This is a genomic window from Georgenia sunbinii (genome assembly GCF_036421875.1).
Lineage (GTDB): Bacteria > Actinomycetota > Actinomycetes > Actinomycetales > Actinomycetaceae > Georgenia_B > Georgenia_B sunbinii.
In genome coordinates this window covers 921,680-945,169 of the sequence record NZ_JAZGOL010000001.1, presented here as the reverse complement: position 1 = coordinate 945,169, position 23,490 = coordinate 921,680, and the positions used below count along the sequence as shown (strand labels likewise).

Annotated in this window: 19 protein-coding genes; 9 read left to right on the top strand and 10 right to left on the bottom strand. The window is 71.2% G+C overall.

Going from position 1 to position 23,490, the window contains the following annotated elements; genetic code table 11:
* Positions 1-5: 5 nt before the first annotated feature.
* Entirely contained in the window at positions 6-113 is a 108-nt protein-coding gene (locus tag V2J52_RS04370) for an Ltp family lipoprotein (protein ID WP_434056367.1), read from the top strand.
* A gap of 45 nt (positions 114-158) precedes the next feature.
* Entirely contained in the window at positions 159-692 is a 534-nt protein-coding gene (locus V2J52_RS04365; RefSeq protein ID WP_331226435.1) for a hypothetical protein, read from the top strand.
* 64 nt (positions 693-756) lie between these two features.
* Here the strand turns inward: V2J52_RS04365 and V2J52_RS04360 are convergent, their stop codons facing one another.
* From V2J52_RS04360 to V2J52_RS04345, 4 genes are all read right to left on the bottom strand, one after another.
* Entirely contained in the window at positions 757-1,407 is a 651-nt protein-coding gene (locus tag V2J52_RS04360; protein WP_331226434.1) for a hypothetical protein, read from the bottom strand.
* 52 nt (positions 1,408-1,459) lie between these two features.
* Positions 1,460-1,831, bottom strand: a complete 372-nt coding sequence (locus tag V2J52_RS04355) for a carboxymuconolactone decarboxylase family protein (protein ID WP_491062144.1) — start codon at positions 1,829-1,831, stop codon at positions 1,460-1,462.
* Positions 1,832-1,988: 157 nt separating this feature from the next.
* On the bottom strand, positions 1,989-2,681 hold the full coding sequence (locus V2J52_RS04350) for an NADPH-dependent F420 reductase (RefSeq protein WP_331226432.1): 693 nt from the start codon (positions 2,679-2,681) through the stop codon (positions 1,989-1,991).
* A complete protein-coding gene (locus V2J52_RS04345) occupies positions 2,678-3,361 on the bottom strand; it encodes an SDR family NAD(P)-dependent oxidoreductase (protein WP_331226431.1) in 684 nt (227 codons plus the stop codon). The genes V2J52_RS04350 and V2J52_RS04345 overlap by 4 nt, the downstream gene beginning before the upstream one ends.
* Before the next feature lie 150 nt (positions 3,362-3,511).
* On the opposite strand from V2J52_RS04345, the gene V2J52_RS04340 reads away from it, so the two are divergent.
* Positions 3,512-4,345: a helix-turn-helix domain-containing protein gene (locus V2J52_RS04340; RefSeq protein WP_331226430.1), complete on the top strand. Its 834-nt coding sequence runs from the start codon at positions 3,512-3,514 to the stop codon at positions 4,343-4,345.
* 71 nt (positions 4,346-4,416) lie between these two features.
* Here V2J52_RS04340 and V2J52_RS04335 read toward each other — a convergent pair whose 3' ends face one another.
* Both V2J52_RS04335 and V2J52_RS04330 read right to left on the bottom strand, forming a co-directional pair.
* Positions 4,417-6,579, bottom strand: a complete 2,163-nt coding sequence (locus V2J52_RS04335) for a hypothetical protein (protein WP_331226429.1) — start codon at positions 6,577-6,579, stop codon at positions 4,417-4,419.
* A 203-nt stretch (positions 6,580-6,782) separates the two neighbouring features.
* Positions 6,783-9,278 (bottom strand): tetratricopeptide repeat protein, encoded by a 2,496-nt coding sequence (locus tag V2J52_RS04330; RefSeq protein WP_331226428.1) that lies wholly within the window; start codon positions 9,276-9,278, stop codon positions 6,783-6,785.
* A gap of 185 nt (positions 9,279-9,463) precedes the next feature.
* Between V2J52_RS04330 and V2J52_RS04325 the strand changes: the two genes are divergently transcribed.
* The 4 genes from V2J52_RS04325 to V2J52_RS04310 all read left to right on the top strand — a co-directional run bounded on the left by V2J52_RS04325 (position 9,464) and on the right by V2J52_RS04310 (position 17,557).
* Complete coding sequence (locus V2J52_RS04325) at positions 9,464-11,071, top strand: FAD-dependent oxidoreductase (protein ID WP_331226427.1); 1,608 nt, start codon at positions 9,464-9,466, stop codon at positions 11,069-11,071.
* A gap of 229 nt (positions 11,072-11,300) precedes the next feature.
* Positions 11,301-14,726 (top strand): S8 family serine peptidase, encoded by a 3,426-nt coding sequence (locus tag V2J52_RS04320; protein ID WP_331226426.1) that lies wholly within the window; start codon positions 11,301-11,303, stop codon positions 14,724-14,726.
* A 350-nt stretch (positions 14,727-15,076) separates the two neighbouring features.
* Positions 15,077-17,026 (top strand): M14 family zinc carboxypeptidase, encoded by a 1,950-nt coding sequence (locus V2J52_RS04315; protein WP_331226425.1) that lies wholly within the window; start codon positions 15,077-15,079, stop codon positions 17,024-17,026.
* 156 nt (positions 17,027-17,182) lie between these two features.
* Positions 17,183-17,557, top strand: coding sequence for a PH domain-containing protein (locus V2J52_RS04310; RefSeq protein ID WP_331226424.1), 375 nt, complete (start codon positions 17,183-17,185; stop codon positions 17,555-17,557).
* A gap of 23 nt (positions 17,558-17,580) precedes the next feature.
* Here the strand turns inward: V2J52_RS04310 and V2J52_RS04305 are convergent, their stop codons facing one another.
* Both V2J52_RS04305 and V2J52_RS04300 read right to left on the bottom strand, forming a co-directional pair.
* The gene (locus V2J52_RS04305) at positions 17,581-17,931 is read right to left on the bottom strand and encodes a DoxX family protein (protein WP_331226423.1); all 351 of its coding nucleotides are present in this window, start codon (positions 17,929-17,931) and stop codon (positions 17,581-17,583) included.
* Positions 17,932-17,984: 53 nt separating this feature from the next.
* Positions 17,985-18,611 (bottom strand): pyridoxine/pyridoxamine 5'-phosphate oxidase, encoded by a 627-nt coding sequence (locus V2J52_RS04300; RefSeq protein ID WP_331226422.1) that lies wholly within the window; start codon positions 18,609-18,611, stop codon positions 17,985-17,987.
* A 105-nt stretch (positions 18,612-18,716) separates the two neighbouring features.
* Here V2J52_RS04300 and V2J52_RS04295 point away from each other — a divergent pair, with 105 nt between their 5' ends.
* Both V2J52_RS04295 and V2J52_RS04290 read left to right on the top strand, forming a co-directional pair.
* On the top strand, positions 18,717-19,520 hold the full coding sequence (locus V2J52_RS04295; RefSeq protein ID WP_331226420.1) for an SDR family NAD(P)-dependent oxidoreductase: 804 nt from the start codon (positions 18,717-18,719) through the stop codon (positions 19,518-19,520).
* 132 nt (positions 19,521-19,652) lie between these two features.
* Complete coding sequence (locus V2J52_RS04290) at positions 19,653-21,806, top strand: HNH endonuclease signature motif containing protein (RefSeq protein ID WP_331226419.1); 2,154 nt, start codon at positions 19,653-19,655, stop codon at positions 21,804-21,806.
* 18 nt (positions 21,807-21,824) lie between these two features.
* Here the strand turns inward: V2J52_RS04290 and V2J52_RS04285 are convergent, their stop codons facing one another.
* Both V2J52_RS04285 and V2J52_RS04280 read right to left on the bottom strand, forming a co-directional pair.
* Positions 21,825-22,136: a DUF1905 domain-containing protein gene (locus V2J52_RS04285; RefSeq protein WP_331226418.1), complete on the bottom strand. Its 312-nt coding sequence runs from the start codon at positions 22,134-22,136 to the stop codon at positions 21,825-21,827.
* A gap of 1 nt (position 22,137) precedes the next feature.
* A complete protein-coding gene (locus V2J52_RS04280; RefSeq protein WP_331226417.1) occupies positions 22,138-23,472 on the bottom strand; it encodes a D-arabinono-1,4-lactone oxidase in 1,335 nt (444 codons plus the stop codon).
* Between the last annotated feature and the right edge of the window lie 18 nt (positions 23,473-23,490).

The window sequence follows — 23,490 nt, the reverse complement described above, 5'->3', positions numbered from 1 at the left end:
TGTTCATGCTGGACTACACGTCGTTCTCGCGCTCCGGTCTCATCGACCAGCTCGTCTTCGAGGGCTTCACCCGCGAGCAGGCGGAGCACGGCGTCAACCAGACGGGGTTGTGACGACGAGGCCTTGCGCTCGCTCGCGGCGAGGCGTGCAATAGGGCTATGTCTGGAATCTTCGCCCTGGCCGACCGGCGCACCCGGTTGGTCGTCGACGCGTCCGCGTGCGAGATGGACGACCTCGCCCCGTGCGGCGGGGTAGAGGTCACGGTGGGTGGCGACCTGGACTGGGACGAGTTCGTCCAGCGTGCGGTGACGTCCAGCTGGCCCGGGATCGAGCGCCTCGCTGGTAGCGGGCGCACCGTGAGCGACGTGGTGCGCGAGAACCCGGACGTCTACGGGCAGGCCGTCGCCGACGTCGTCGCGTCGGTGGCCGCGTGGGACCGCCAGGCGGACCGGTTGCAGACCTTCGCGTTCGTCGAGTGCGAGTTCGGCCCGTCGAGCTCGCGGTTCCAAGAACGCCTGCCCGACGGCGAGTACCGCTACGACATCCTCGACGTCACCTTCCTCTTCCAGCAGGGCGACAAGACGACGCCCATCCGCGACCCCGAGCTTGCTGCCCTTCTCGGCGTGGAGCCGGGGGAGAGGCTGTGGCTCACCGAGTACGCCGACCGCTGGCAGGCCGGCGCGGCAACGTAGCGCGGCGGGCGATCGGGTACGAGCGCTGGTCGAGCTGGCTGTCCCGCCGTGGCGGTTGCCCGACTCAGGCGAGCGGTTCCCAGTCCAAGCTGCGCCCGTCCCCGCACCGGAAGCTCACCGGATTGACCGACTCATCGCCGTCATCGAAGTAGACGCTCGCTGTCCACATCGTCGGCTCGAACCCCTCGAGGTGCGGTGAGTCCTTGGGATACGTCGCGGTGAACGTACCGTCCTCGAGCACGGCTCCGGTCTGCTGGGACTGCTGCTCTTGCTCCAGGAAGGTCCCGGAGAACTCCATCTCACCTGCCCGGAACTCGGTCATGAGGGTCGGTGCCGGTGCGGTGTAGTCCTCGCCGTGGAGCATGACCTGCAAGCTGCCGTTGCCGCCGTCAGCCAGGAGCACGCCTGGGTCGAAGAAGTCACCCGTGAGCGTGACGACGTACGCATCGGCCTCCTCGCGCAGCTCGGCGCTCTCCAGCTGCCCGTAAGGAGACACTCCACTGCCGTCTCCCTGGTGGTCATCGAGCTCGTTGTTGAACTCGCAGGTGGCGAGCCCAGGCTCGGTCGACGCCCCAGCGCCGTTCTCGGACTCGGTGGCCGAGGTCGATTCCGCTTCGTCCGGTGCTGGCTCGTCGTTGGCCGAGCACCCAACGAGCAGGAGGGCGGTGGCTGCCAGCGCCACCGACGTGCGGACAACAGAATTTGGGGAAGTCATGGTTCCTCTCGGGACGTGTGGTTGTGGATTGCCGGTTGCCGGTACCGCCTGACTAGTCGTCGAACGCTGCTGTCATGCACCGCATCGCGGCGAGCACCTTCGGCACTCCGATGTAGGGCATGAGGTGGACGAAACACTCGGCAACGTCCTCCCTGCTCATCCCGGCCACGTCCACCGCGGTCCTGATGTGCCCGGTCAGCTGGGGTTCGGTCCCGCCCATGGCGGCGAGCGCCGCCATGTTCAGCATCTGCCGATCGCGGAGCTCGAGCCCCTCACGCTGGTAGGTGCCGCCGAAGACGGCGCCGACGACCCAGTCAGAGGCGCCCGGGGCGTACTCGTCCAGCTGCTGCTTCCAGGCTGCCGCACCCTCGGGAGACTGGGTCTCCTCGACGAACTGATTGCCCTTGCTCATGCTCAGAGTCACGTGGTCCACCTCAAGCTCGACACGGATGCGGGTGCCCCCGGTCACCAGGCGCCATGTCCTGAGTGTCACGTGAGGCGTGACGACATCGAGGAGGGGGCCTACTGAGCATCGCCGCCCTCCGCTGCCGGAGTCAAAACCAGGGCGGACCTGGTCAGAACTACACCCGGGGGCGTTCGGCACGCCGCAGATTGTGGCTGAGCTCCTCGCGCGTCTGTCCGTCGAAAGACGGCAACCACATCGGGGTACCGGGGGCGCTGCGCCACGATTCGCGCAACGGGCTGTTGTCGACCGTGTCGAACCCGAGATGGTCGTAGAAGCGGGTGACGAGCTCGACCGCGTCCGGGTAGTCGCTCGAGACCACCAGGGCCGTGCGGTCCCGGGCGCCGGCGGGGCGGGCGAGCCGGACGAGCGCCGGTAGCGCATCGCTCGGGACGCGAAGCTGCGGGCGGCCGTGGAACTGGACGTGGCTGAACGCCTTCGCGAGCTTGACGGCGGGCAGCTGCTCCTGCCGCAGCTCATGGACGGTCTTCTCGCCGGAATCGACGGCAGGGAAGTGGCCGTCACGCCAGACCATGTAGTTGTTGTTGTCGAGCACGACCTTGCCCGCGAGCTCCTCACCAGGCAGCGTGTGGTCCGGCGCGTAAGGGAGTGCGAGGAACGCGAAGTCGGCTGCCGCTGCGGCGTCGGCTGCCCACGCAGTTCGTGCGCCGGGCCCCAGCGATCGAACCAGGTCCGCCAGCGTGCTGGGCTCTCGCGAGTTCGCGATGACGACGTCGTAGCCCGCCGCGATCGCCGCCCGAGCGAGTGTGCTTCCCGCTTGGCCGGCGCCGAGGATGCCGATGGTCGTCACCAGGGCAGCTCACCGAGCTCGTCCTGGAGGGTTCCGGTCGGGCCGTCCGCGCCGAGCGTTGCCAGCCGGACGACGGCGCGGGCGCTGTCGGCCACCGGGCGGCCGATACCGAGGCCGGCGGTGAGGTCCGTCGCGGTGGTGCCGGGCTCGAGGGCGTTGAACCTGATGTCCGGGTGCGCCTTGGCGTACTGCACCGTCAGCATCGTGGCCGCGGCCTTCGACGCCGAGTAGAGCGGCGCAGCCAGCCCGTACTCCGGCCGCTCCGGGTTCGTCGTCGCCCAGAACGAACCGGCGCTGCTCGAGACGGTCAGCACCGAGGGGCTGGCCGACTTGCGCAGCAGCGGCAGAGCCGCTTGCGTGACACGCACGAAGCCCACGGCGTTGGTGTCGAAAGCGCGCAGGGCCGCAGCGCCGGTCAGATCGGTCTCCAGGATGCCCGCGTTGTTCACGAGGACGTCGAGCCTGCCTTCGGCGTCGTCGATCACGGCCAGCGCGGCGTCGACGGACGCGTCGTCGGTCACGTCGAGCTGGACGAACCGCGCGCCGACCCGGTCCGCTGCCGCCGCTCCTCGTTCGATGTTGCGGGCGCCGAGGTAGACCGTGTGGCCCTGGTCCACGAGCTGCTTGGCTGTTTCATAACCGATGCCCTTGTTGGCGCCGGTGACGAGCGTGATCGTCATGGGGGTCCCTTCCGAAATGATCCGCGCGGTTGCGCTGTTGTCGACGTTATGAGCCACGAGCAGCGGTTGCCAGATCCCTCGTCAGCAGGGGGTCTGGCAGGGCCCCCTCTCGCCGCCGCGCCACCCGGAGCCGCGCTGCACGCCGACGTCGTGCGGGAGCGGACGAACGCGCTCGGCACGTACCTGCGGGCTCGGCGCGAGCTCGTCACGCCACACCAGGCGGGCATCCCCACCATGGGTGCGAGACGGGTGCCCGGGTTGCGACGCGAGGAGGTCGCGATGCTCGCGGGCATCAGCGTCGACTACTACCTGCGCCTGGAGCGCGGCCGGGACCGCAACCCGTCATTGCAGGTGCTCGAGGCGATCGCTCGCGTGCTGCAGCTGGACGACGAGCACCGCGCTCACCTGCGGTCACTGGTGGCGCAGATACCTCGGGGTCCCCGGCAATGGGCACGCGACGAGCCGCCACCGGCCGGCGCTCTGACGCTGCTGCACTCGCTCCCGCAGCCGGCCTTCATCGAGAACCGGTTCTTCGACATCGTGGCCTCGAACGGGCTGGCCAGAGCGGTGTCGCCGCGCCTCACCGACGGCGGCAACCAGCTGCGCGACGTGTTCCTCGACCCGGCGGAGAGGGCGCTCCACCCAGACTGGGAGGGCGTCACCGAATGCCTCGTCGCGAGCCTGCGCCATACCGTGGGCAACGCCATCGACGACCCTCACCTCGGCGAGTTCGTCGGGGAGCTCCTACGCTGGAGTCCTCGGTTCCGCCAGCTGTGGGCCCGACATGACGTACGGGGGCAGCGCGGTGCCACGCTCCGGCTCGACCATCCGCAGGTGGGGGAGATGACGCTCCACCGTGAGCGGCTGGCCATCAGCGGCACTGAGGGCATGGAGCTCGTCGTGCTCCACGCAGCCCCAGGGTCCGTCGCTGCGGACCGGCTCGCGCTGCTGGGGGCGGCGGTGCTGGTCCCCTCGGCGGCGTGAGGTCCAGCTTGGAGCCGCGGACGCGAAGAGGCCGGCCCCGGGATCTCGGGGCCGGCCTCTCGCGCCGCGGGCTACCTGGTTACGCGGTGGCGTGCCATGAGCGTGATCATCGCGCCCAGGGCGAGGAGGAGGACCCCGCTGAGCACGGCCCACAGCGCCGTGGCAGCACCGGCGGCCGGCAGTCGCTCCGCGTCGTTGGCGCCGCCGTCGGTCCCGGCGTGGTCCGTGCCGGATCCGTCGGGCTGCCCGGCAGAGTCGCCGGTTGAGCCGTCGGGGCCGCTACCAGCGCCGGTGCCGTCGTCGGTGCTACCGCCGGTGTCGTCCGACCCGTCGTCCCCGGTGCCCGCGTCCTGGTCGCCCGCTCCTGGGTCGCCCTCGCCAGCGCCCGGGTCGCCGCCGTCGTCACCGTCACCGTCGGTGCCAGTGCCGGGTTCGTCGCCGTCGTCGGGCGCTGTCACGGTGACCGGAGCCCAGCCGAGGAGGCCGTCGGCCGACCAGGCGGCCAGTCGGTGGTCGCCGAGCTCGGCGCCGGCGGGGAGGGTGACCTCGACGGTGCCGTCGGCGTCGACCGTGTGAGTGCCGAGGTACTCGGGGTCGGAGAAGAACCAGACGCCGACGTCGTTGCCGGACTCGGCGGCGAGCACGGTGACCGTGATCGACTCACCGGCCTCGGCGGTCGTGGGAGCGGTGATCCCGCCCTCGGCGTCGGTGACCAGCTCGTCCCCGGTCGGCGTGACGGCAGGGATAGTCGTCGGCTCCGGCTCCGGCTCAGGCTCGGGCTCCGGCTCCGGCTCGGGCTCCGGCTCGGGTTCCGGCTGGACCTCGCCGTCGCCCTGGGCGACCCAGGTCAGCCGGCTGAAGCCGCACGAGCCGTCGTCGATGACCAGCGATCCGGCGGCCGAGCTGTCCGCCTGGACCGTGCCGTAGAAGGAGTGTGGGTCCACGCCGTCGATCCAGTGGGCGCCGAAGGGCTGGCCAGCAGTGATCGGGGTGGCGGGCAGGCCGGTGATGTCGGACTCGCCTGTCGGGGGCGTGCCGAGCCAGCACACCCACTGGTACTCGGTCTCGAGGTCGGAGATCTGGCCGTCCTCGTCGATGGTGAAGGTCAGCGGGAACTGGCGGTCGTCGCCGGTCCAGATGGTGCCGGCGACGGCCTGGGTCGCCACGCCCGTGTAGGTGCCGGCCGGGGGCGGGGTGCCCTGCCCGTCGGGGACGACGGCGAACGACGTCTCGACGGTGATGCTCGGGTGCACGAGCTCCACGACGTGCTCTCCGGCACTGAACGGCCCGGCGAACGTGTACTCGACGAACCCGGACGAGCCGGTGTGGACGGTGTCGACGCGCTCGCCGTCGAGGAAGACATCGACCGCGGACTCAGTCGCGTGGTCGGAGACGAGCACCTCCACCGTTGTCCCGCTGGTCGCGGACACCGTGAGCACCTCGGGCAGCACGAGCGGCAGTGGAGTCTGCGGATGGGCGTCGAAGTACTCGCCGTCGGCCATCACGGTGACGTCGCGCGAGACGCTGCCGGCGTCCGTCGTCAAGGTGACCGTGTGCTCACCGGCTCCGATCTCCAGACCGAGCATGAGCTCGACCTCGCCGAAGAAGTCGGCGCTCACCTCGAGGGTCTCGCCGGCCACCTCGATCGTCACTGCCTCGTCCCGCTCGAAGCCGGACGCCTCGATCGGCAGGCCGGTGCGCGCGATGTCCCACTCGGAGATCGGCGCGAGCTCAGCGAGTTCGTAATCCGGCTCCGGCTCCGGCTCTGGCTCCGGGTCGGGCTCGGGCTCGGGCTCTGGGTCCGGCACCGGCGGGTCCCAGTCGGTGATCTCGGCGGTCCAGGTGAATAGGGCATTGCCGCAGACGCCGACGTGCGCCATCCCGAGGCCGGACGCCGCGCCGTCAGCGGAGATGGTGCCCTCGACCACGTGGTCCACCTCGGTGCCGGTCGCGAACGGCACGTCGGCGGTGATCGGGATACCCACGGCTGGCTCGAACGGGGAGAAGCCGTGCTGCCCAACCGTCGCGCACACCCACCAGTACTCGGTCTCGAACGCGGTGAGCGTGCCGTCCTCGTCGACCTCGAGCGTGAGGTCGAAGATGAAGGGCTCGTCGAGCTCGTTGTCAGCCCCGATGATCTGGACGGCAGTGCCCTCGTACAGGCCAGCGGGGGGCGGTGCGGCGGCCGCGGCGGAGCCGGCGAACGTCCCGCCGGCGACGACCGCCGCCAGCATCCCGAGCGCCGTCGACAGGCCTGCCCATCGGCGCCTCGCCGCTGCGCGCTGCCGGGTTCTTGGTCGTGTTCTCATCTGTTCCCTCGTCCGGTGGTGTGGTCCGACGGGGCGCTGCCGTGCGCGGGCACGGGCAGCACACCCCGGCCACACCATGACGGCGGACCGCCGGCCGGACACCTAATCCGGACAATCCCGGACGGGGCTCAGGCGACGGCGACGGCGTGGAACGACCCGGTACGCGCGAAGTGACGACGGGCTTCGGCCAGGTGCCGCTCGCTCTCCAGACCCGTGCTCAGCTCTGCCCGCAGCTGCCACAGCCGGCCGCGCAGCACGTGGTCGCCGTCCTCGGCGAGCATCGGCTCGGCCTCGTCGAGGTGCGTGTGCGCGACGTCGGGCTGGCGCCGGTCGGCAGCGACGGCGGCGGCGGCGAGCAGCACGCCGCTCATGGTGATGCCCGACCCGGTCTGCCGGGCGGCAGCCATCGCCCGCTCGATGCGCTCGGCAGCGTCGTCGAGATCTCCCCGACGGCGCAGCGCTTCGGCGGCGGTGGCTTCCCCGGAGGCGACGAGGAACGGCACGCCGAGGCGGTGGGCGAGCCGGACGCCGTCGTCCGCGTCCGTCACGGTCTGCTCCGTGGTGCCGGTCTCCAGGTGCAGCTCGGCGCGGTTGACGAGGGCATTCGCCTCGAACAGGCCGTGCCCGTGCGTCCGGGCGATCGTCAGCGCACGCTCGATCGCCTCGCGCTCGGCAGCGAAGTCGCCGACGGTGTGGAGCGCGACGCCGAGGTTGACCAGAGCGGACATGAGGCGCACGTGCTCGGCACGGTCCTCGTGGACGGCGATGGCGCGGCGCAGGCTGGCGCAGGCCTCGGGGATGCGGCCACGGCGGTAGTCGATGACGGCGGACATGTTGGCGATGACGCCGGCGAGCCCAGGGTCGGACAGCTGACCGGCGTCGGCCACCAGCCGGGTGGCGCGGGTGAAGTGCTCCTGTGCCGCGTCCGGGTCGGCGCTGCTGACGAGGAGCTGCCCGGCGTCGAGGCTGGCCATCGCGAGCGCATCGGCGTCGCCCACCTCGGCGGCGAGGTCGGCGGCGGCCTCGTGCAGGCGCAGGGCGTCGGGCAGGTGGCCGGTGAGGTTGAGCCACCAGCTCAAGCCCTCGGAGAAGCGAAACAGCAGCTGCGGGTGGCCACGGTCGGGCGCCGCGTGGGCGAGCGCGAGCAGGGAGGGCAGCTGGGCGCGCAGCCACGCGTCCGCCTCGTCGGAGGGCCACTCGAGGTCGGGGTAGCTGAAGGTGGTGCGGCGGGGCGTATCCTCCATGGCCCGAGCGATGGTCGCATAGGCGCTCCACACGCGGGTGGCGAGGAACTGCCCGATGCGCGCGAAGCTCGCCGCCCGGACCCGTGGTGGTTCGGTGTCCTCGGCGCGCTCGCGGGCGTAGGCGCGCACGAGGGAGTGCAGGGCGATGCGGCCGGAGCCCCGGCGGACCGCGAGGCTCGCGTCGGCCAGCTCGGAGATGACCTCGGTGGCGCGCTCCGGGGTGGACTCGAGGAGGGCGGCTGCGGCGCCGGGGTCCAGCTCGGCCACCGGGAGGTCGGCGAAGGCGCGCAGCAGGCGTGCGGCGGGGGCCGGGAGGTCGGCGTAGGAGAGGTCGAGCTCGGCGCGCAGCTCGTCGTCGACGCGTGCGGAGGCCAGTCGCTGGGCGAGCAGGTCGATGTGCTCCTCGAGCGTCCAGTCCGGGTGGGAGGAGAGGCGGCCGCTGAGCAGGGCGATCGCCAACGGGAGACCGCCGGTGACCTGCACCAGCCGGGTCGCGTCCCGATCGGTCGGTGCTGCCCCCTCCGGGCTGACCGTCGCCAGCAGCTCGGCGATCTCTGGCTCGCTCAGCCCGCGCAGCGGCACGTGGGTCCACCCTGTGGGGGCCGGCGCCCGGCTCGTGACGACGACGGGGATGGCAGGGGCGTCGCCGAGGATCGCGGCGACCTGGCCGGGCCCCGCGGCGTCGTCGAGCACGAGGACCCGGCCCGAGCCTCGCAGCGCCTGCAGCATCCGGGTGCGGCGGTCGGCGCCGTCGTCGGTGTCCTCGACGTCGAGGCGGCGCAGGATGGCGCGCTGGGCGGCGGTGGCCGCCACGGGCGGGGACTCGGCGTGCTGTCCGCGCAGGTCGAGGAACATCGCGTGCGCCGTGTCCACCGCGAGGCGCTCGGCCAGGCGCAGGGCGAGCTGGGTCTTACCGGCTCCGGCCATCCCCGAGATCCACCCCGCACCGGATCGTGCAGCGATCTCCGTGAGGGCGCTGAGCTCGTCGACGCGGCCCGCGAAGTAGGGGACCGGTGAGGGCACGTCGTCCCGCACCGCGGCGACGGCGGCACTGTCCTGGGCGGAGCGGGCCAGGCGCAGCCGGGCGGCCCATCGTGGCCGGAGCTCAGCCGGCAGGCCGAGTGCGAGGGCGATCTCGGTGACCGTGTCGGAGCTCATCCGGCGCCGGCCGTCGCGGAAGCAGTCGTACAGCGTGCTGCGCGGCATCCGCCGTTCGTGCTCGGGCACTCCGCGGGCCGCACGGCGCTCGGCGATGCGCCGCCCGATCTCCGTGTAGGAAGGGTCGCCGGCAGCGGCGCGGAGCGAGCGGAGGTCAGCAGAGATGGTGTCGAGGCCCATGGGAGGCATGGTCCAGTCGACGGCGTCGTACGGGCTGGTCATGACGGCGTGCTCCGGGGTCAGGGGTCGGCGTCATGCTAGCCGCGTCGTGCTGTAGCGCTGGCACCAGCGGCGGCGTGAGGTCTGAGACGCGGGCGAGGAGAATCGCGGCACCGTTCCGTGTTCGGTGACCGCACGGCCGTGCCAGGATCACCACACATGAGGACTGCCCACGCTTGGCTCGCGGCGTGATCACCCCGGACGCGCTGCGCGGGGTTCCGCTGTTCTCCGCGCTGCCCCCGGCCACCCTCGACTATGTCGTCAGCGCCGTCGAGGACATCCGGCTGGTGGCTGGGGAGTACTTCGCGCACGAGGGCGACGAGCGCTCGCTGTTCGTCGTCATCGAGGGCCGTGTCGAAATCACCAAGGTCGTCAACGGTGACGAGCGGGTCATCGGCGTACGCACCCCGGGCATGCTCTTCGGTGAGGTGCCGATGACTCTGAGCACGAAGTTCCCCGCCAGCGGCCGTGCGACGGAGCCCTCGCGGATCTTGCGGCTGGGCGTGAGCGAGTACCACAGCCTCGCCGCGCTGGCCCCGTCGGTCGCGGCACATGTCGGCGGGGTCGCCCGTGGCTACCTCACTGACCTGCAGCACTGGGCCGCAGCGACGCCCGAGGCCGAGGCGCGCCTGATCGGCCCACGAGTCGACCGCCGGGTGCGGGAGATCGCCACGTTCCTCACCCGGAACGAGGTCCCGTTCGAGCGGGTCGCCCCGGAGGCGACCCCGACCGCCGGCCCCGTGCTCGAGCTGCGCGACGGGCGCCGGCTCGTCGACCCCACCATGCGCGAGATCGCGACCGCGGTGGGGCTCGGCGTCCACCCCGCGGCCACGGAGTACGACGTCGTCATCCTGGGGGCGGGCCCGGCAGGTCTCACCGCCGCGGTCAACGGTGCCGCCGAGGGGCTGCGCACCATCGTCGTCGAGAGCCTCGCGCCCGGTGGTCAGGCCGGGACCTCCAGCCGCATCGAGAACTACACCGGCTTCCCCTACGGGGTCTCCGGTGACGAGCTCGCCAGCCGAGCGCTCAAGCAGGCCCGCCGCCTCGGGGCGGAGATCGTCGTCACGCGATCGGTGACCGAGGTCCGACCCGGCGGCCACGACGTCGTCCTCGACGGCGGTGACGTGCTGCGGGCCGCGCTCGTCGTCGTCGCCACCGGGGTGGAGTGGCGCAAGCTCGCCCTCCCGGGCGTCGACCACTACCGGGGCAAGGGTGTCTACTACGGCGCCGCCCGCAGCGATGCCGGCTTGACCCGGGGCCGGGACATCTGCATCGTCGGTGCGGGCAACTCGGCCGGTCAGGCTGCGGTCTTCTTCGCCCGGCACGCCCGGAGCGTGACGATGCTCGTCCGCGGGCCCTCGCTCGCCGCGAGCATGTCGCAGTACCTCATCGACCAGATCGCCGCGAACAGCACCATCGCGGTCGAGACGCGCAGCGAGGTCGTCGGTCTGCACGGCGCCACCGATCTCGAGGCGGTCGACGTGCACGACGCTGCCACCGGTCGTACGTCGCGCCGTGCCCTCACCGAGGTGTTCGTGATGATCGGCGCCAACGCCGTCACTGACTGGCTCCCGCCGTCGGTGGTGCGCGACGTCAACGGCTTCGTCCGCACCGGTCCCGACGTCGCCCCGGAGTGGACCGCCGATCGCCGCCCGTTCGCGCTCGAGACGAGTGAGCCGGGCATCTTCGCCGTGGGCGACGTCCGCTCCGGCTCGGTCAAGCGCGTGGCAGCCGGGGTGGGGGAGGGCGGGATGGCCATCGCCCATGCGCACCAGTACCTCGCGCTGCGTCGGTAGCTCGCACAACAGTAGACAGTGCCGAATCGTTACAGTTCCGTGACCTGATCCGGCGCCCGTCGACCCTGTGAGTCACCTCACTTCCCTACGGTGCTGGAGGGGGCATCAACGGGGTACCCCCTGTCTGACATCAAGGGGGGAACACGTGACACGACCAAGCCGCATGCCCCGCAGCGCGAAACAGCGCGCACGCGTCGGCGTCAGCGTAGGGACGGCAGGAGCGCTCATCATGGCGCTCACGTCCTCCATCGCGACGGCCGCCACCGACGCCGGAGTCGACTTCCTCGGCACCGCAGCGGACCTCGGCGTCGAGACACCGGCCGCCGCCACCGAGCTCACCAGCGAGTTCGCCTCGTCACCGACCGGCGCGTGGTTCGTCGAGCTCGCGCCTCGGCCCACCACCCGGGGTGGCAGCACCGCGACCATCCAGCGGGCGCAGCGGGACTTCGTCGCCGAGGCGCAGTCCGCGGGCGCCGAGCTCGACGTGCGCCAGACCTTCAGCACGCTGTGGAGCGGGCTGTCGGCAACGATGGACGAGGACGCCGTCGAGATCGTCAGCGACCTGCCGCAGGTGCGGGCCGTCTACCCGGTGCTGCCCGTCCAGGCGCCCGATCGGCCCGCCAACGTCCCCGAGCTCGTCAGCGCGCTGTCGATGACCGGTGCGGACATCGCCCAGAGCGAGCTCGGGTTCGACGGCGAGGGGATTCGCGTCGGCGTCATCGACACCGGCGTCGACTACGACCACCCGGACCTCGGCGGTTCCGGCGTCGACGGCGAGACGGGCTTCCCCACCGAGAAGGTGGTGGCTGGCTGGGACTTCGTCGGTGACGACTACAACGCCGACCCGGAGAGCGCCGGCTACCAGCCGGTGCCGATGCCCGACCCTGACCCGGACGACTGCAACGGCCACGGCACCCACGTTGCCGGCATCGTCGGAGCGCAGGGTGACGTGCTGGCCGGCGGTGTCCGCGGCGCGGCTCCGGGCGTGGAGCTCGGTGCGTACCGGGTGTTCGGCTGTGACGGTTCCACCGAGGCCGACATCATGGTCGCCGCCATGGAGCGGGCACTGGCCGACGGCATGGACGTCGTCAACCAGAGCATCGGCTCCGCCTTCGCCAGCTGGCCGCAATACCCGACGGCGGTGGCGAGCGACAACCTCGTCGACGCCGGCGTGGTCATGGTCGCCTCCATCGGCAACAGCGGCGTCGAGGGCACCTGGTCGGCCGGGGCACCCGGTGTGGGGGAGGACGTCATCGGCGTCGCCTCCTACGACAACGTCTCGGTGACCGCCACGCTCCTGGAGATTGACGGTGAGCAGCACCCGTTCATCCCCGCCACCGGCGCACCGGAGCCGCCCACCGAGGGCTCGCTCCCGCTCGTGCGGCTCGGGGAGCCCGGATCGGCCGAGGCCCGCGTGTGCGTGCCCATCGAGGCCGACCTCACCGGCCAAGCGGTGCTCGTCGAGCGCGGCGCCCACGCCGACCACCCGGACTGCGACGCCAGCTTCTACGCCAAGTCGCTCGCCGCGCAGCAGGCCGGCGCCGCCGCCGTGCTGCTCTACAACAACGTGCCCGGCCTGTTCAGCGCGACCGTCGAGGGCGCCGAGGAGATCACCATCCCGGTCGCCGGCCTCTCCCAGGAGTCCGGGCTCGCCGCCGATGCCGCGGTGCTCGACGGCGGGGCGACGCTCACCTGGACCGACGAGGTGGGGTCGATGCCGAACCCGACCGGCGGCCTGATCTCGAGCTTCAGCTCCTACGGGCTCGGCGCGGACCTCAGCCTCAAGCCCGACATCGGCGCGCCCGGCGGCAACATCTACTCCACCTACCCGCTGGAGAAGGGCGAGTTCGCCACCGTCTCCGGCACCTCGATGGCGGCCCCGCACGTCGCCGGAGCGGTGGCCCTGCTGCTGCAGGCCCGCCCCGACGTCGAGGCGCACGACGTCCGCGACCTGCTGCTCAACTCCGCGGACCCCGCCGTCTGGTCGCTGAACCCCGACCTGGGGCTGATCGAGCCCGTCCACCGTCAGGGGGCCGGGATGCTCGACATCGACGACACCATCCTCGCGACGACGTCGGTGAGCCCCGGCAAGCTGTCGCTGGGCGAGTCCGAGGCCGGCCCGGTCACCCGCACGCTCATGGTGACCAACAACGGCGAGGACACGGTGACCTATGAGCTGTCGTCGATCGACGCCGTCGCCACCGCGGGCGACCCGGACAACCCCGGGTTCTTCGGCGGCGAGTCCGACGTGGTCATGCCCGACCTCGTCATCGTGCCGGCGGGGGAGAGCGCGAGCTTCCAGGTCTCGATCGCCCCGGTGGGCCTGGAGCAGGCGCAGTACGGCGGCTACATCGTCCTCACCCCGGACGACGACGGCCAACAGCTGAGCGTGCCCTTTGCCGGGTTCGCCGGCGACTACCAGGCACTGCCGCTGCTGGCGGACCTGGGCGACCTGGAGCTGCCCGCCCTGGTGGAGCTGCTCGAGTGCGACCGGCTCATCGAGGTGGACTGCGTCGCCGGCGCCGACTGGGACGTCGCCGGGGACGGCGCATCCTTCACGATGGCCGACGGCGACGTCCCCACGGTGCTCCTGCACCTGGAGCACCCGGCGGCGTCGCTGACGTTCAACGTGTTCGAGGCGATGCGGGCGGGTGCCCAGCCGGGCGCCGTCGCCCAGAACCAGGCGGTGGCACGGTACGAGCAGTACGTCGGCCGGGACTCCGCCGACTTCAGCGCCTGGACCTGGGACGGCACCCGCTCGACGACGGACGGCGGCCGCAGCCCGGTGCCCGACGGGCGCTACGTGCTCGAGGTCCGCGCACTCAGTGCGCTGGGCGACCCGGACAACCCTGCGCACGTGGAGAGCTGGTCGACCCAGGTCTTCACCATCGACCGCGACGGCGACGGCGAGATCCCGCCGCTGGAGCCGGAGCCGGTGGACCCACCTGCGCAGCGGTACGGGTTCTTCCTCAACGACGGGTGGGACGGCGTGCCCGAGCGCGTGTTCCAGTACGGCCGGCACACCGACGAGGTGCTCATCGGCGACTGGGACGGTGACGGCACCGACACCATCGCGGTGCGCCGGGGCAACCGGTACCTCGTGAGCAACGCGCCCCGCGGTGGCCCCGCGACGAGCGAGTTCACCTACGGGCGTCCCGACGACGTCGTCCTCGTCGGCGACTGGAACGGCGACGGCACCGACACGCTGGCCGTGCGCCGGGGAGCGGAGTACCACGTGAAGAACTCCTTGCGCGGCGGGGACGCCGACCACGTCATCAGCTACGGACGGGCCGACGACGCCGTCATGGTCGGCGACTGGGACGGCAACGGCACCGACACCTTCGCCATCCGTCGCGGCGCCACCTACCACGTGAAGAACGCGATGCGTGGCGGGGACGCCGACCGGGTGTTCCGCTACGGCCGTGAGGCCGACGTGACCCTGGCGGGGGACTGGGACGGCAACGGCACCGACACCTTCGCCGTCCGGCGCGGCAACGAGTACTTCGTGAAGAACTCGCTCGCCGGCGGCGCCGCGGACTTCTCCCAGCACTTCGGCAGGGCCGGGGACGAGGTCTTCGTCGGCGACTGGAACGGCGACGGCAAGGACACGCTGGGGGTGAGGCGGACGCCGTCGGCGACGGCCATCGCGAACTGACCCGCTGAAACGGTCCGGGGTCCTGCACGCCATCTGTGGTGCGGGGTCCCGGACCGGTGTCGTCATTTCCTTGACGGCGGTGGCCGGCATCGTTAATGTCCGGTATTACGGGGCCTCATGTGCAGGCAAAGCAGCCGATTGTGCGTAGCGACGTGGCGACGAGATCTGGCTGCACATCACTGGATGCCCCGTGACATGTTCAGAGATCCGCATGGGGGTGTGGAGACCGGTGTCCGGGAATGTGCTGACGGCGTCGTCCTGTCATGCCCGCGCGTGGTCGAGAGGAGGTGAACTGCTTCTTCTCACGCTTTTGTTGACCATGCACGTTGAGTAGATGGGGGACGAAAGGCATGCACGAAAGATCAGGAGTACGTGAAGTAATCCCGGCCCGCAGAGGCCGGCTGCTCGTGGCAGGTGCGGCCGGCGCTGCGCTCCTCGCCTCGTTGGTGGCGATGCCGCCGTCGCTGGCCCAGGAGCTGCCAGAGGTCACCGGGCTCTCGGTGGACCAGCAGCGGGGGTTCGCGACCTTGCGGTGGGAACCGGTCGCCGGGGTGGACGAGTACCAGATCGAGCGTACCGAGGTCGATGCGAACGACGAGCCGGTGGGCGAGCCGCTGATCACCGGGATCTGGCGGCCCAACCGGCAGGTGGACCAGGAGGTCCCCGCCTTTGCCGACGCCAACTTCGACCCGGGCGACCGGTTCCGCTGGCGGGTGGGTATCGCGGGCGAGGGGTTCTCCGACCCGGTCTACGACACGACACTGCCGCAGTGGGGCGACCCGGACGTCACCGGGGAGAACCTGCGCACCGGGTGGGAGCAGACCCAGGCTGCGCGGTTCACCACCGACGTCGAGGAGCAGGCCTACACGGCGCAGATCGACGAGCTCAGTGACCGGGTCCGCGTCGTCGAGATCGGCCGGACCCTGCAGGACCGCCCGATCAACATGTTCATCATCGGGTACCCGAACCCGCCCGCGACCGCCGAGGAGGTCGCCGCCGACTCGACCGCGCTGGTCAACTGCAACGTGCACGGCAACGAGCCGTCGTCGCGGGAGTCGTGCCTGATCATGGCGCGGCAGCTGGCCTTCGGTGAGGACGAGCGCACCCTCGACATCCTGTCGAACGCGACGGTGCTGCTCGTGCCGTCGATCAATGGCGACGGGCGCGCGATGAACCAGCGCGGCAACGCCGACGGCCAGGACCTCAACCGGGACTTCTCGCTGCTCCGGCAGCCCGAGACCTTCGGGTTCACCGAGATGCTGCGCGACTACCAGCCGGATGCAGCCTTCGACGGCCACGAGTACGGCAACAGCCGGGCCGGTGACCTGCCGGTGCTCTTCTCGCGGCACCTCAACGTTCCCGAGCCGGTCCACCTGCAGAGCAAGGACCTCGTCGAGAACTGGCTGTACGAGCGCGGCTCGGAGGACGGCTGGTGGTTCTGCCCGTACGGCTGTGAGGGCGGCAGCACGGTGGGCCAGAGCCAGGAGACGATCCTGCGCAACACGCTGGGACTGAAGAACGTCGTCGGCGTCCTCCTCGAGGCGCGCAGCTCGGGTGGCGAGACCCGGCCGGCGGACGGCGGTTCGCAGACCCCGGAGAGCAGGAAGCGCAAGACCTACTCCGCGCTGTACACCTTCGAGCAGTTCCTCGACTACTTCCGCGCGAACCAGGAAGAGATCGCCGAGGTGACCGCAGAGGGCAAGCGGCTCCAGGCACTCAACGAGGGGCCGATCGTCTTCCGCGGCTCCTACACCGTCGAGCCGTTCCCGGCGCCGCACCCGGGTGAGAGCCCGCCCAACCCGGAGATCCCGGGCCCGGACCAGGTGCTGGAGGAGCAGGTCTGTGGCTACCTGCTCACCGAGGAGCAGTACCACGGCGTTCGGGAGGACAGCCCGCCCGGGTTCCAGACGACGGTCGCGGACCGTATCGAGGCGCACGGCTGGCGGGTCCAGGAGCGCGCCCGCGGGTACATGGTCCCGCTGGCCCAGGCCGAGCGCGGGCTCATCCCGCTGCTGCTCGACGGCCAGGCGGCCGAGCCGTGGCTCGAGGCCCAGCGGCTCTACGGCCCGGCGAACTCGCGGATGCAGCTGCCCGACAGCGCGTGCGGCAAGACGNGGTCCCGCTGGCCCAGGCCGAGCGCGGGCTCATCCCGCTGCTGCTCGACGGCCAGGCGGCCGAGCCGTGGCTCGAGGCCCAGCGGCTCTACGGCCCGGCGAACTCGCGGATGCAGCTGCCCGACAGCGCGTGCGGCAAGACGAGCGCACCCTCGCCGCGCAACAACCCGTCGATCGCGGAGCTGAGCTACGCGACCGACTAAGTGTCAGCAGCGCGCCCCGGGCCTCGTATGAGGTCCGGGGCGCGCCGTCGCTCACTTGCGCCACCGAACGGGCCCGGACGTGTCGCACCTTGCGCCTACGATCAACGAACCCTCAATCACCTGCCATGAGAAGGAAACGATGATCGACTTCCAGAACGCCACCTACATGAAGCTCAGCGCGTGGGACATAGCTTCAGCGGGCAAGGAGCTCGATGGCATTCTCATCGACGGCGAGAGCATGTACCTGGCGTTCAAGGGGATCCGCGACTCGGTCACCTTCACCAACAAGCGGATCATCGCCCTGAACGTGCAGGGGATGACGGGCAAGAAGCGGGACTACACGTCGCTGCCCTACAGCCGGATCCAGGCATTCTCGGTAGAAACGGCAGGAACGTTCGACCTGGACTCTGAGATGGAGCTGTGGTTCAGCGGCCTGGGACGCATCAAGCTCGAGTTCGCGCGGGGCGTGGACATCCGCGGCTTGAACCGACTCATCGCGGATCACGTGCTCTGAAGCGGCTACTGACGCTTCCGGCGTCAGGAAGCGACGGTCACGACGACGTACCCGGCCGCGGCGGCGAGCGTCACGAGGGCGGGCACCATCGCGGGCAGCGGGTCCCGCACGCGGGCGTGGACGACGACGGCGCCCACGAGCAGGAGCACCGTCCCGGCCCCCGCCGCGATCCCGATCCAGGACCACCACAGCCCAAGAACGATGCCCGCCACCGCGACGAGCTCGAGGTAGCCGATCGCGCGGTACCTCGGCCAGTGGATGGCGAAGTGCTCGGCCATGTCTCGCATCGACTGCTGACCGGTGACCTTGCTGAGCGCGGCTACGAGGAGCAGGGAGCAGGTGATCGCGGCCAGCACGACCTGGGCGGTGTTCATGGGTGGGAGCCTGCCGGTCCGCGGGTGCTGGTGTCACCCGTATTTGGCCCGGGTCAGGGCTGCAGCCGGCGGGCCGTCCACCCCTCGCCGGACCTGGTGTACGCCAGCCGGCGGTGGAGGCGGTCGCGGCCGCCGAGCCAGAACTCGATCTCGGTCGGTGTCACCAGCCAGCCACGCCAGCTCGACGGGCGCACCAGCGGCTGCTCGCTGCTGGCCAGCGACGCGACCGCCTGCTCGAGGACGGTGTCGGAGCCGAGGGGCTCGCTCTGCCGCGCGGCGATCACCGCTGCTCGTGCGCTACGCGGCCGGACGTCGAAGAGCCGGTCCGATGCGTCGTCGTCGAGCATCACGGCCACGCCCTTGATGCGCAGCTGCTGCATCGTCTCGCTCCAGTACAGGGTGAGTGCCACCCGCGGGTCGGCCGTCATCTCGAGGCCCTTGGGGCTGGTCTCGCTGGTGGCGAAGACCAGGCCGTCGGCGCTGATGTCTTTGAGCGCGACGAACCGGGCGGACGGCGAGCCGTCGGGTCCCGTCGTGGCGAGGGTGGCTGCCATCGGTTCACGGACGCCCTGCCGGTCGGCGGCGGCGAACCACGCCTGGAGCAGCTGGAGCGGGTCCTCGGGCGAGTGCCGGAACTCGGGGTGGTCGCTCGTGGCGCTGAGCGGGGTGGCGTCGTCCATGGGCCCATCTCACCGGAACGACGCAGCCACGTCGAGGCGCCCGCGCGCGCCCGGGGCTGGGCGCACCTAGCGTTGACGCGTACAACCAGCGCCGGGAGGACTGTCATGTCTGCCACTGAACCGAAGCCACACCGCCCATTCGCCGTCATCACCGGTGCCTCGAGCGGTATCGGCCGGGAGATCGCCGACTTGCTGGCCGAGGAGGGCTACGACCTACTGGTCTGCGCCGAGGACGACGCCATCGTCAACGTCCTGCCGCCCGTTCCGGACGTCGACGTCCAGAGTCTCCAAGCGGACCTGTCCACCTACGACGGCGTGGCGGACCTGGTCGAGGCGGTCGGGGAGCGGGACGTCGACGTGCTGGTGCTCAACGCCGGCATCGCGGTCGGCGGTGACTTCGTGACGACCGCCCTCGACGACGACCTGGAGCTCATCGGGGTGAACGTGACGGCCGTGGTTCACCTGGCCAAGCGGCTGCTGCCCCGGATGGTGGCGGCGGGCCGCGGCCGCCTGCTGTTCACCGGCTCGGTCACCAGCATGCTGCCCGGTCCGTACTACGCGACCTACAGCGCGTCGAAGGCGTTCGTGCTCAACTTCGCCGAGTCAATCCGGTACGAGCTGCGCGACAGCGGCGTCACCGTCACCACGATGATGCCCGGGCCCACCGACACCGAGTTCTTCGACCGCGCGGGTATGGAGGACACCCGGGTGGGCCAGAGCGACAGCAAGGACGACCCGGCGGACGTCGCCCGGGACGGGGTGGCCGCGATGCTGGCCGGCAAGGACAACGCCGTCGTCGGTTCCACCGTGAAGAACACGCTGATGTCACGCGCCTCGAAGGCGCTGCCGGAGCGGGCGAAGGCAGCCTTCCAGGCCCGGCTGACCGAACCGCAGGACGAGCGGGACTGAGTTTCACGCCCGGGCCGGCTCCCAGGTGCGGCGCGTTCGGCGGTGGATGAGAGCCCGGCACAACCACGGCGCTGGGAATGTCGGAGGTCGCCGATACGCTTTTGGAGAAGGCACGCGAAGAGGGTGGAGGCGATGACGCTCACGGCGGAGGTCCCGGTCGGCGGCTCACCTGGCCGCCGCGTGGCTCCGGACCGCAGCGCCTGGCTCTGTGATGAGGCGAGGGACTTCGCCGGCCCGCCACCGTGGCTGGAGGACTTCCTTGCCGAGGGACCCGAGCCCGGCCCGCTGCCGCCAGACCCGCTGGGCGTGCGCCCGGCCGAGTCCGATCCGCTGGAGCCTCCCGACCAGGACGGCCCCGCCTCGGTTCCTCACCCGGCGTCACCTGTCCTTCCGACTAGCCCCGCTGAGTTCTTCGCGGCGCTCGACCCTGGGCCACTGCTGGCGGCCGAGTTGGAGGACATCGACCCCAGGACCGTCGATGAGTACGACCTCGTGGAGATGGTTGCCGGGTACCACCGGCTCGCGGCCTGGGCGCAGGGACGGATGACTGATCTCACCGGCGTGCTTGCGCGGCGTCCGGCGCTCAACCCGCACCACCCGCTGCCAGACGGGGACTACAACACCAACGTCACCGCCGAGGAGCTGGCGCCACGCCTCGGGCTCTCCCGGTTCGCCGCCAAGCGCATGGTGACCAACTCGCGGGCGTTCCGGCAGAAGCTCGAGGACACCGGGACGGCACTGCGGGAGGGACGGATCGACTACCCCAAGGCCTGCACGCTGGTGCGCCTGCTGGCGGATCAACCGTTCGACGTCGCCTGGGAGGTCCAGCAGCTCGTCCTCCCCGATGCGCCGCACCAGAGCCAGACCCAACTGACTCGCGCGGTGCAGGCAGCGATCATCGCGGTCGATCCCCACCGGGCGACGCAGCGGCACCGTCGTGCCCGTGACACGAGGCGGGTGGACCATCCCCGACCGCTGCCGGACGGGATGGCATCGATGTTCGCCGTGATGCCGGCGACCGATGCCGCCGGACTGGACCTGGCACTGGAAGCCGCCGCACGAAGCGCGAAGGCGTCGGGGGACTCCAGGACGCTCGACCAGCTGCGGGCCGATGCTCTGGCACTGATGGGCCATGCGGCGCTGGATCGCGGCTTCATCGGAGTCACTGACCCGCCGGCGGCCGGCACCGACGCGCCGTCGGCCGCCGACGACGACCAGACGGCCGCCGACGATGGTCAGACGGCCGCCGACGACGGCCAGACGGGCACCGACGATGGTCAGACGGCTGCCGACGACGATCAAACGGCTGCCGACGACGATCAAACGGCCACCGACGGCAACCGGAACGCCACTGACGACGAGCAGACGGCCGCTGACGACGGCCAGACGGCTCCCGACGACGGCCAGACGGCTCCCGACGCGGACCACGCGACCAGCGGCGACGACCATGCCGTGGCGTTCCAGACCGGCGGTTCCTACTTGCGCACCCCGCGGATGCCGGTCGGTGGGATCGGCGGCCGCCGTACGCAGATCAAGGTCACTGTCCCGCTCTCGGTACTGATCCCGCCAGGGCTTCTCAATTCAGCAGACCAAGGCCCAGGGGAGTGCTCTGCCCACCTCGCCGGTGGTGCCGACCCACCGGGATGCGGCGGCCCATTGCCGCACGCAGGTGATGGCACGTCGCCACCCGTCGGCCGAGATCCGCACGAGTGCCTGTGCCCAGATCCGGTGCCACTCGACGACGATGCCGACGATCTTGCGATCACCGGCGCGCTCGACCTCAATATCACCGGCGACGACGAAGGCCCGCTTCTCGCAGAGGTCGCCGAGCTCGACGGGTACGGTCCGATCTCGCCGGACGTCGCACGGGCGTTGGCCGGCAGCGCCGACACCTGGCAGCGACTCGTCACCGACCCGCTCAGCGGCGAGCTGCTGGACGTCGGGCGCACCCGCTACCGGCCCCCGGCCGCCATCGCCGATTTCGTGCGGCATCGAGACCGGACCTGTGTGCGTCCCGGGTGCTCCTCGCCCGCGCAGGTCTGCGACCTCGACCACGTCGTCGCCTGGGAGGACGGCGGGATCACCGCCGTCGGCAACCTCGCCGCTCTTTGCGAACGGGACCACATCACCAAGACCGTCGGAGCGTTCCGGCTACGGCACCTGGGCGGCGGCACCTTCGAGTGGATGACTCCCAGCGGGCACTGCTACCGGCGCGACCACCGCGGCCGCATCACCATGGTGGAGCCGCCCGGCGAGCGCCCCGCTGATGACCCGCCACCGTTCTGACCCTCGAGGCTCGCCGTCTCAGTCGCTGTTCGGCACGTCCACCAGCGTCACCCGCACCGTCGCCGTGCCCCCGATGTCCAGCCCTTCCGCCTGCCGGACGGCCTTCTTGATCGGCAGCACGTAGGTCTTGTCGCTGTTCGACGGGAAGATCGAGGTGCGCCAGACCGTCTTGCCGATCGTCACCTCCACGCGCACCGACCCGAAGCCGCGGGCGAACCGGCCAGCGCCGTCGAGAATCTCGTCCGCCACGTCGGGCGGCAGCGACACGAATGTGTACGTCTGAGTGCGCACCTCCCACAGCCACAGCTCGGCGTCGAACTCGAACTCCATCTCAGCCCACCCAGCGTCGGACGAAGGCGTTGCTGAACTTCCGGGTGGGGTCGAGGCCCCCCGCCAGGTCGAGGAAGTCCGACCGCCGTGGGTAGAGCGCCCGCACCCGCTCCGGGGCGGCGTCGAACACCTTGCCCCAGTGCGGCCGTCCGTCGAGCGCGCCGAACGCTGCCTCGATAAGCGGCAGCACGGCAGCCACCCGTGCGGCGTCGCGAACGAAGGTGAAGTGGATCGCCACGCACGGCTGGTCGCGCATCGGGCTCAGCCAGGCCCGGTCGGCGGCGACCGACCGCACCTCCGACACCTGGACCAGCCCCGCGAGCGCACCTGCCAGACCGGCCAGTGCCCGCAGCGCCCGGCGGGCGTGGTGCCGGGGCACCAGGTACTCGCACTGGATCTCCGCGCCGGCGCTAGGCAGGTGCTCGGCCCGGAAGTGCGGCAGCCGGTCGGCGGCCGGACCGGGAACGCCGCGCTGACCGGTGCAGTTGACCGGGTCGATGCCGGGGATCGGGTGGGTCTCGTCGCGGAGGGCCGGCGCCCCGAGCAGCGTGTCGGGCGCGGCGGATCCAGGCTCCTGCACGCGCTTGACCCAGACCGTGTCGAAGCTGTCCGAGCGCAGCGTGGTGAAGCAGCTCACCGAGTAGCCGAGCCCGCTGACATCGTCGAACGCGTCGGCGAGCGCCTCGAACGGCACCGGTCCGTAGACCGTCTGCGCGACGTCGAACGCCGGCACCGTCTTGAGCCTGACGGTGTGCACCAGCCCGAGGGCGCCGAGCGACACGGTCGCGCCGTCGACGATGTCGCGGTCACTCTCGCGGTCGATGGTGTGCTCGGTGCCGTCCGCGGCGATGAGCTCGAGCCCGACGATGGACGACGCGAGTCCCGGGTTGTGGATCCCCGAGCCGTGCGTGCCGGTGGCAATCGCACCGGCGATCCCGATGTGGGGGAGTGACGCGAGGTTCGGCAGCGTCCGGCCGTGCTCCTCGAGGAAGCGCGCGAGGTCGGCGTACCGGGTCGCCGCCGGGACGTGGACGTGCCCGGTCGACGGGTCGAGTGCCGGCTCCGCCCCGCTGCCGACGTCCTCGGCGGTGTCCTCCGAGCCCTCCGTGTCGCCGGTGTCGTGCCGGAAGCCCGGGTGGCGATAGGCCAGCCGGTCGAGGCTGACGAGCGTCTGCTCCGAGTCGACGATGTCGTTGAAGCTGTGCCTCGTCCCGACCGCTCGAACGTGCTCGGAGCCGGCCACGACCTCCGCCGCCTCCGCGAGCGAGCCCGGCCGTATGAGGGTGCCGGCGTAGGAGTGACTTCGGGCCCAGTTGCGCATCTCGTCATTTCGCACAACCGAGCCTCCCACGAC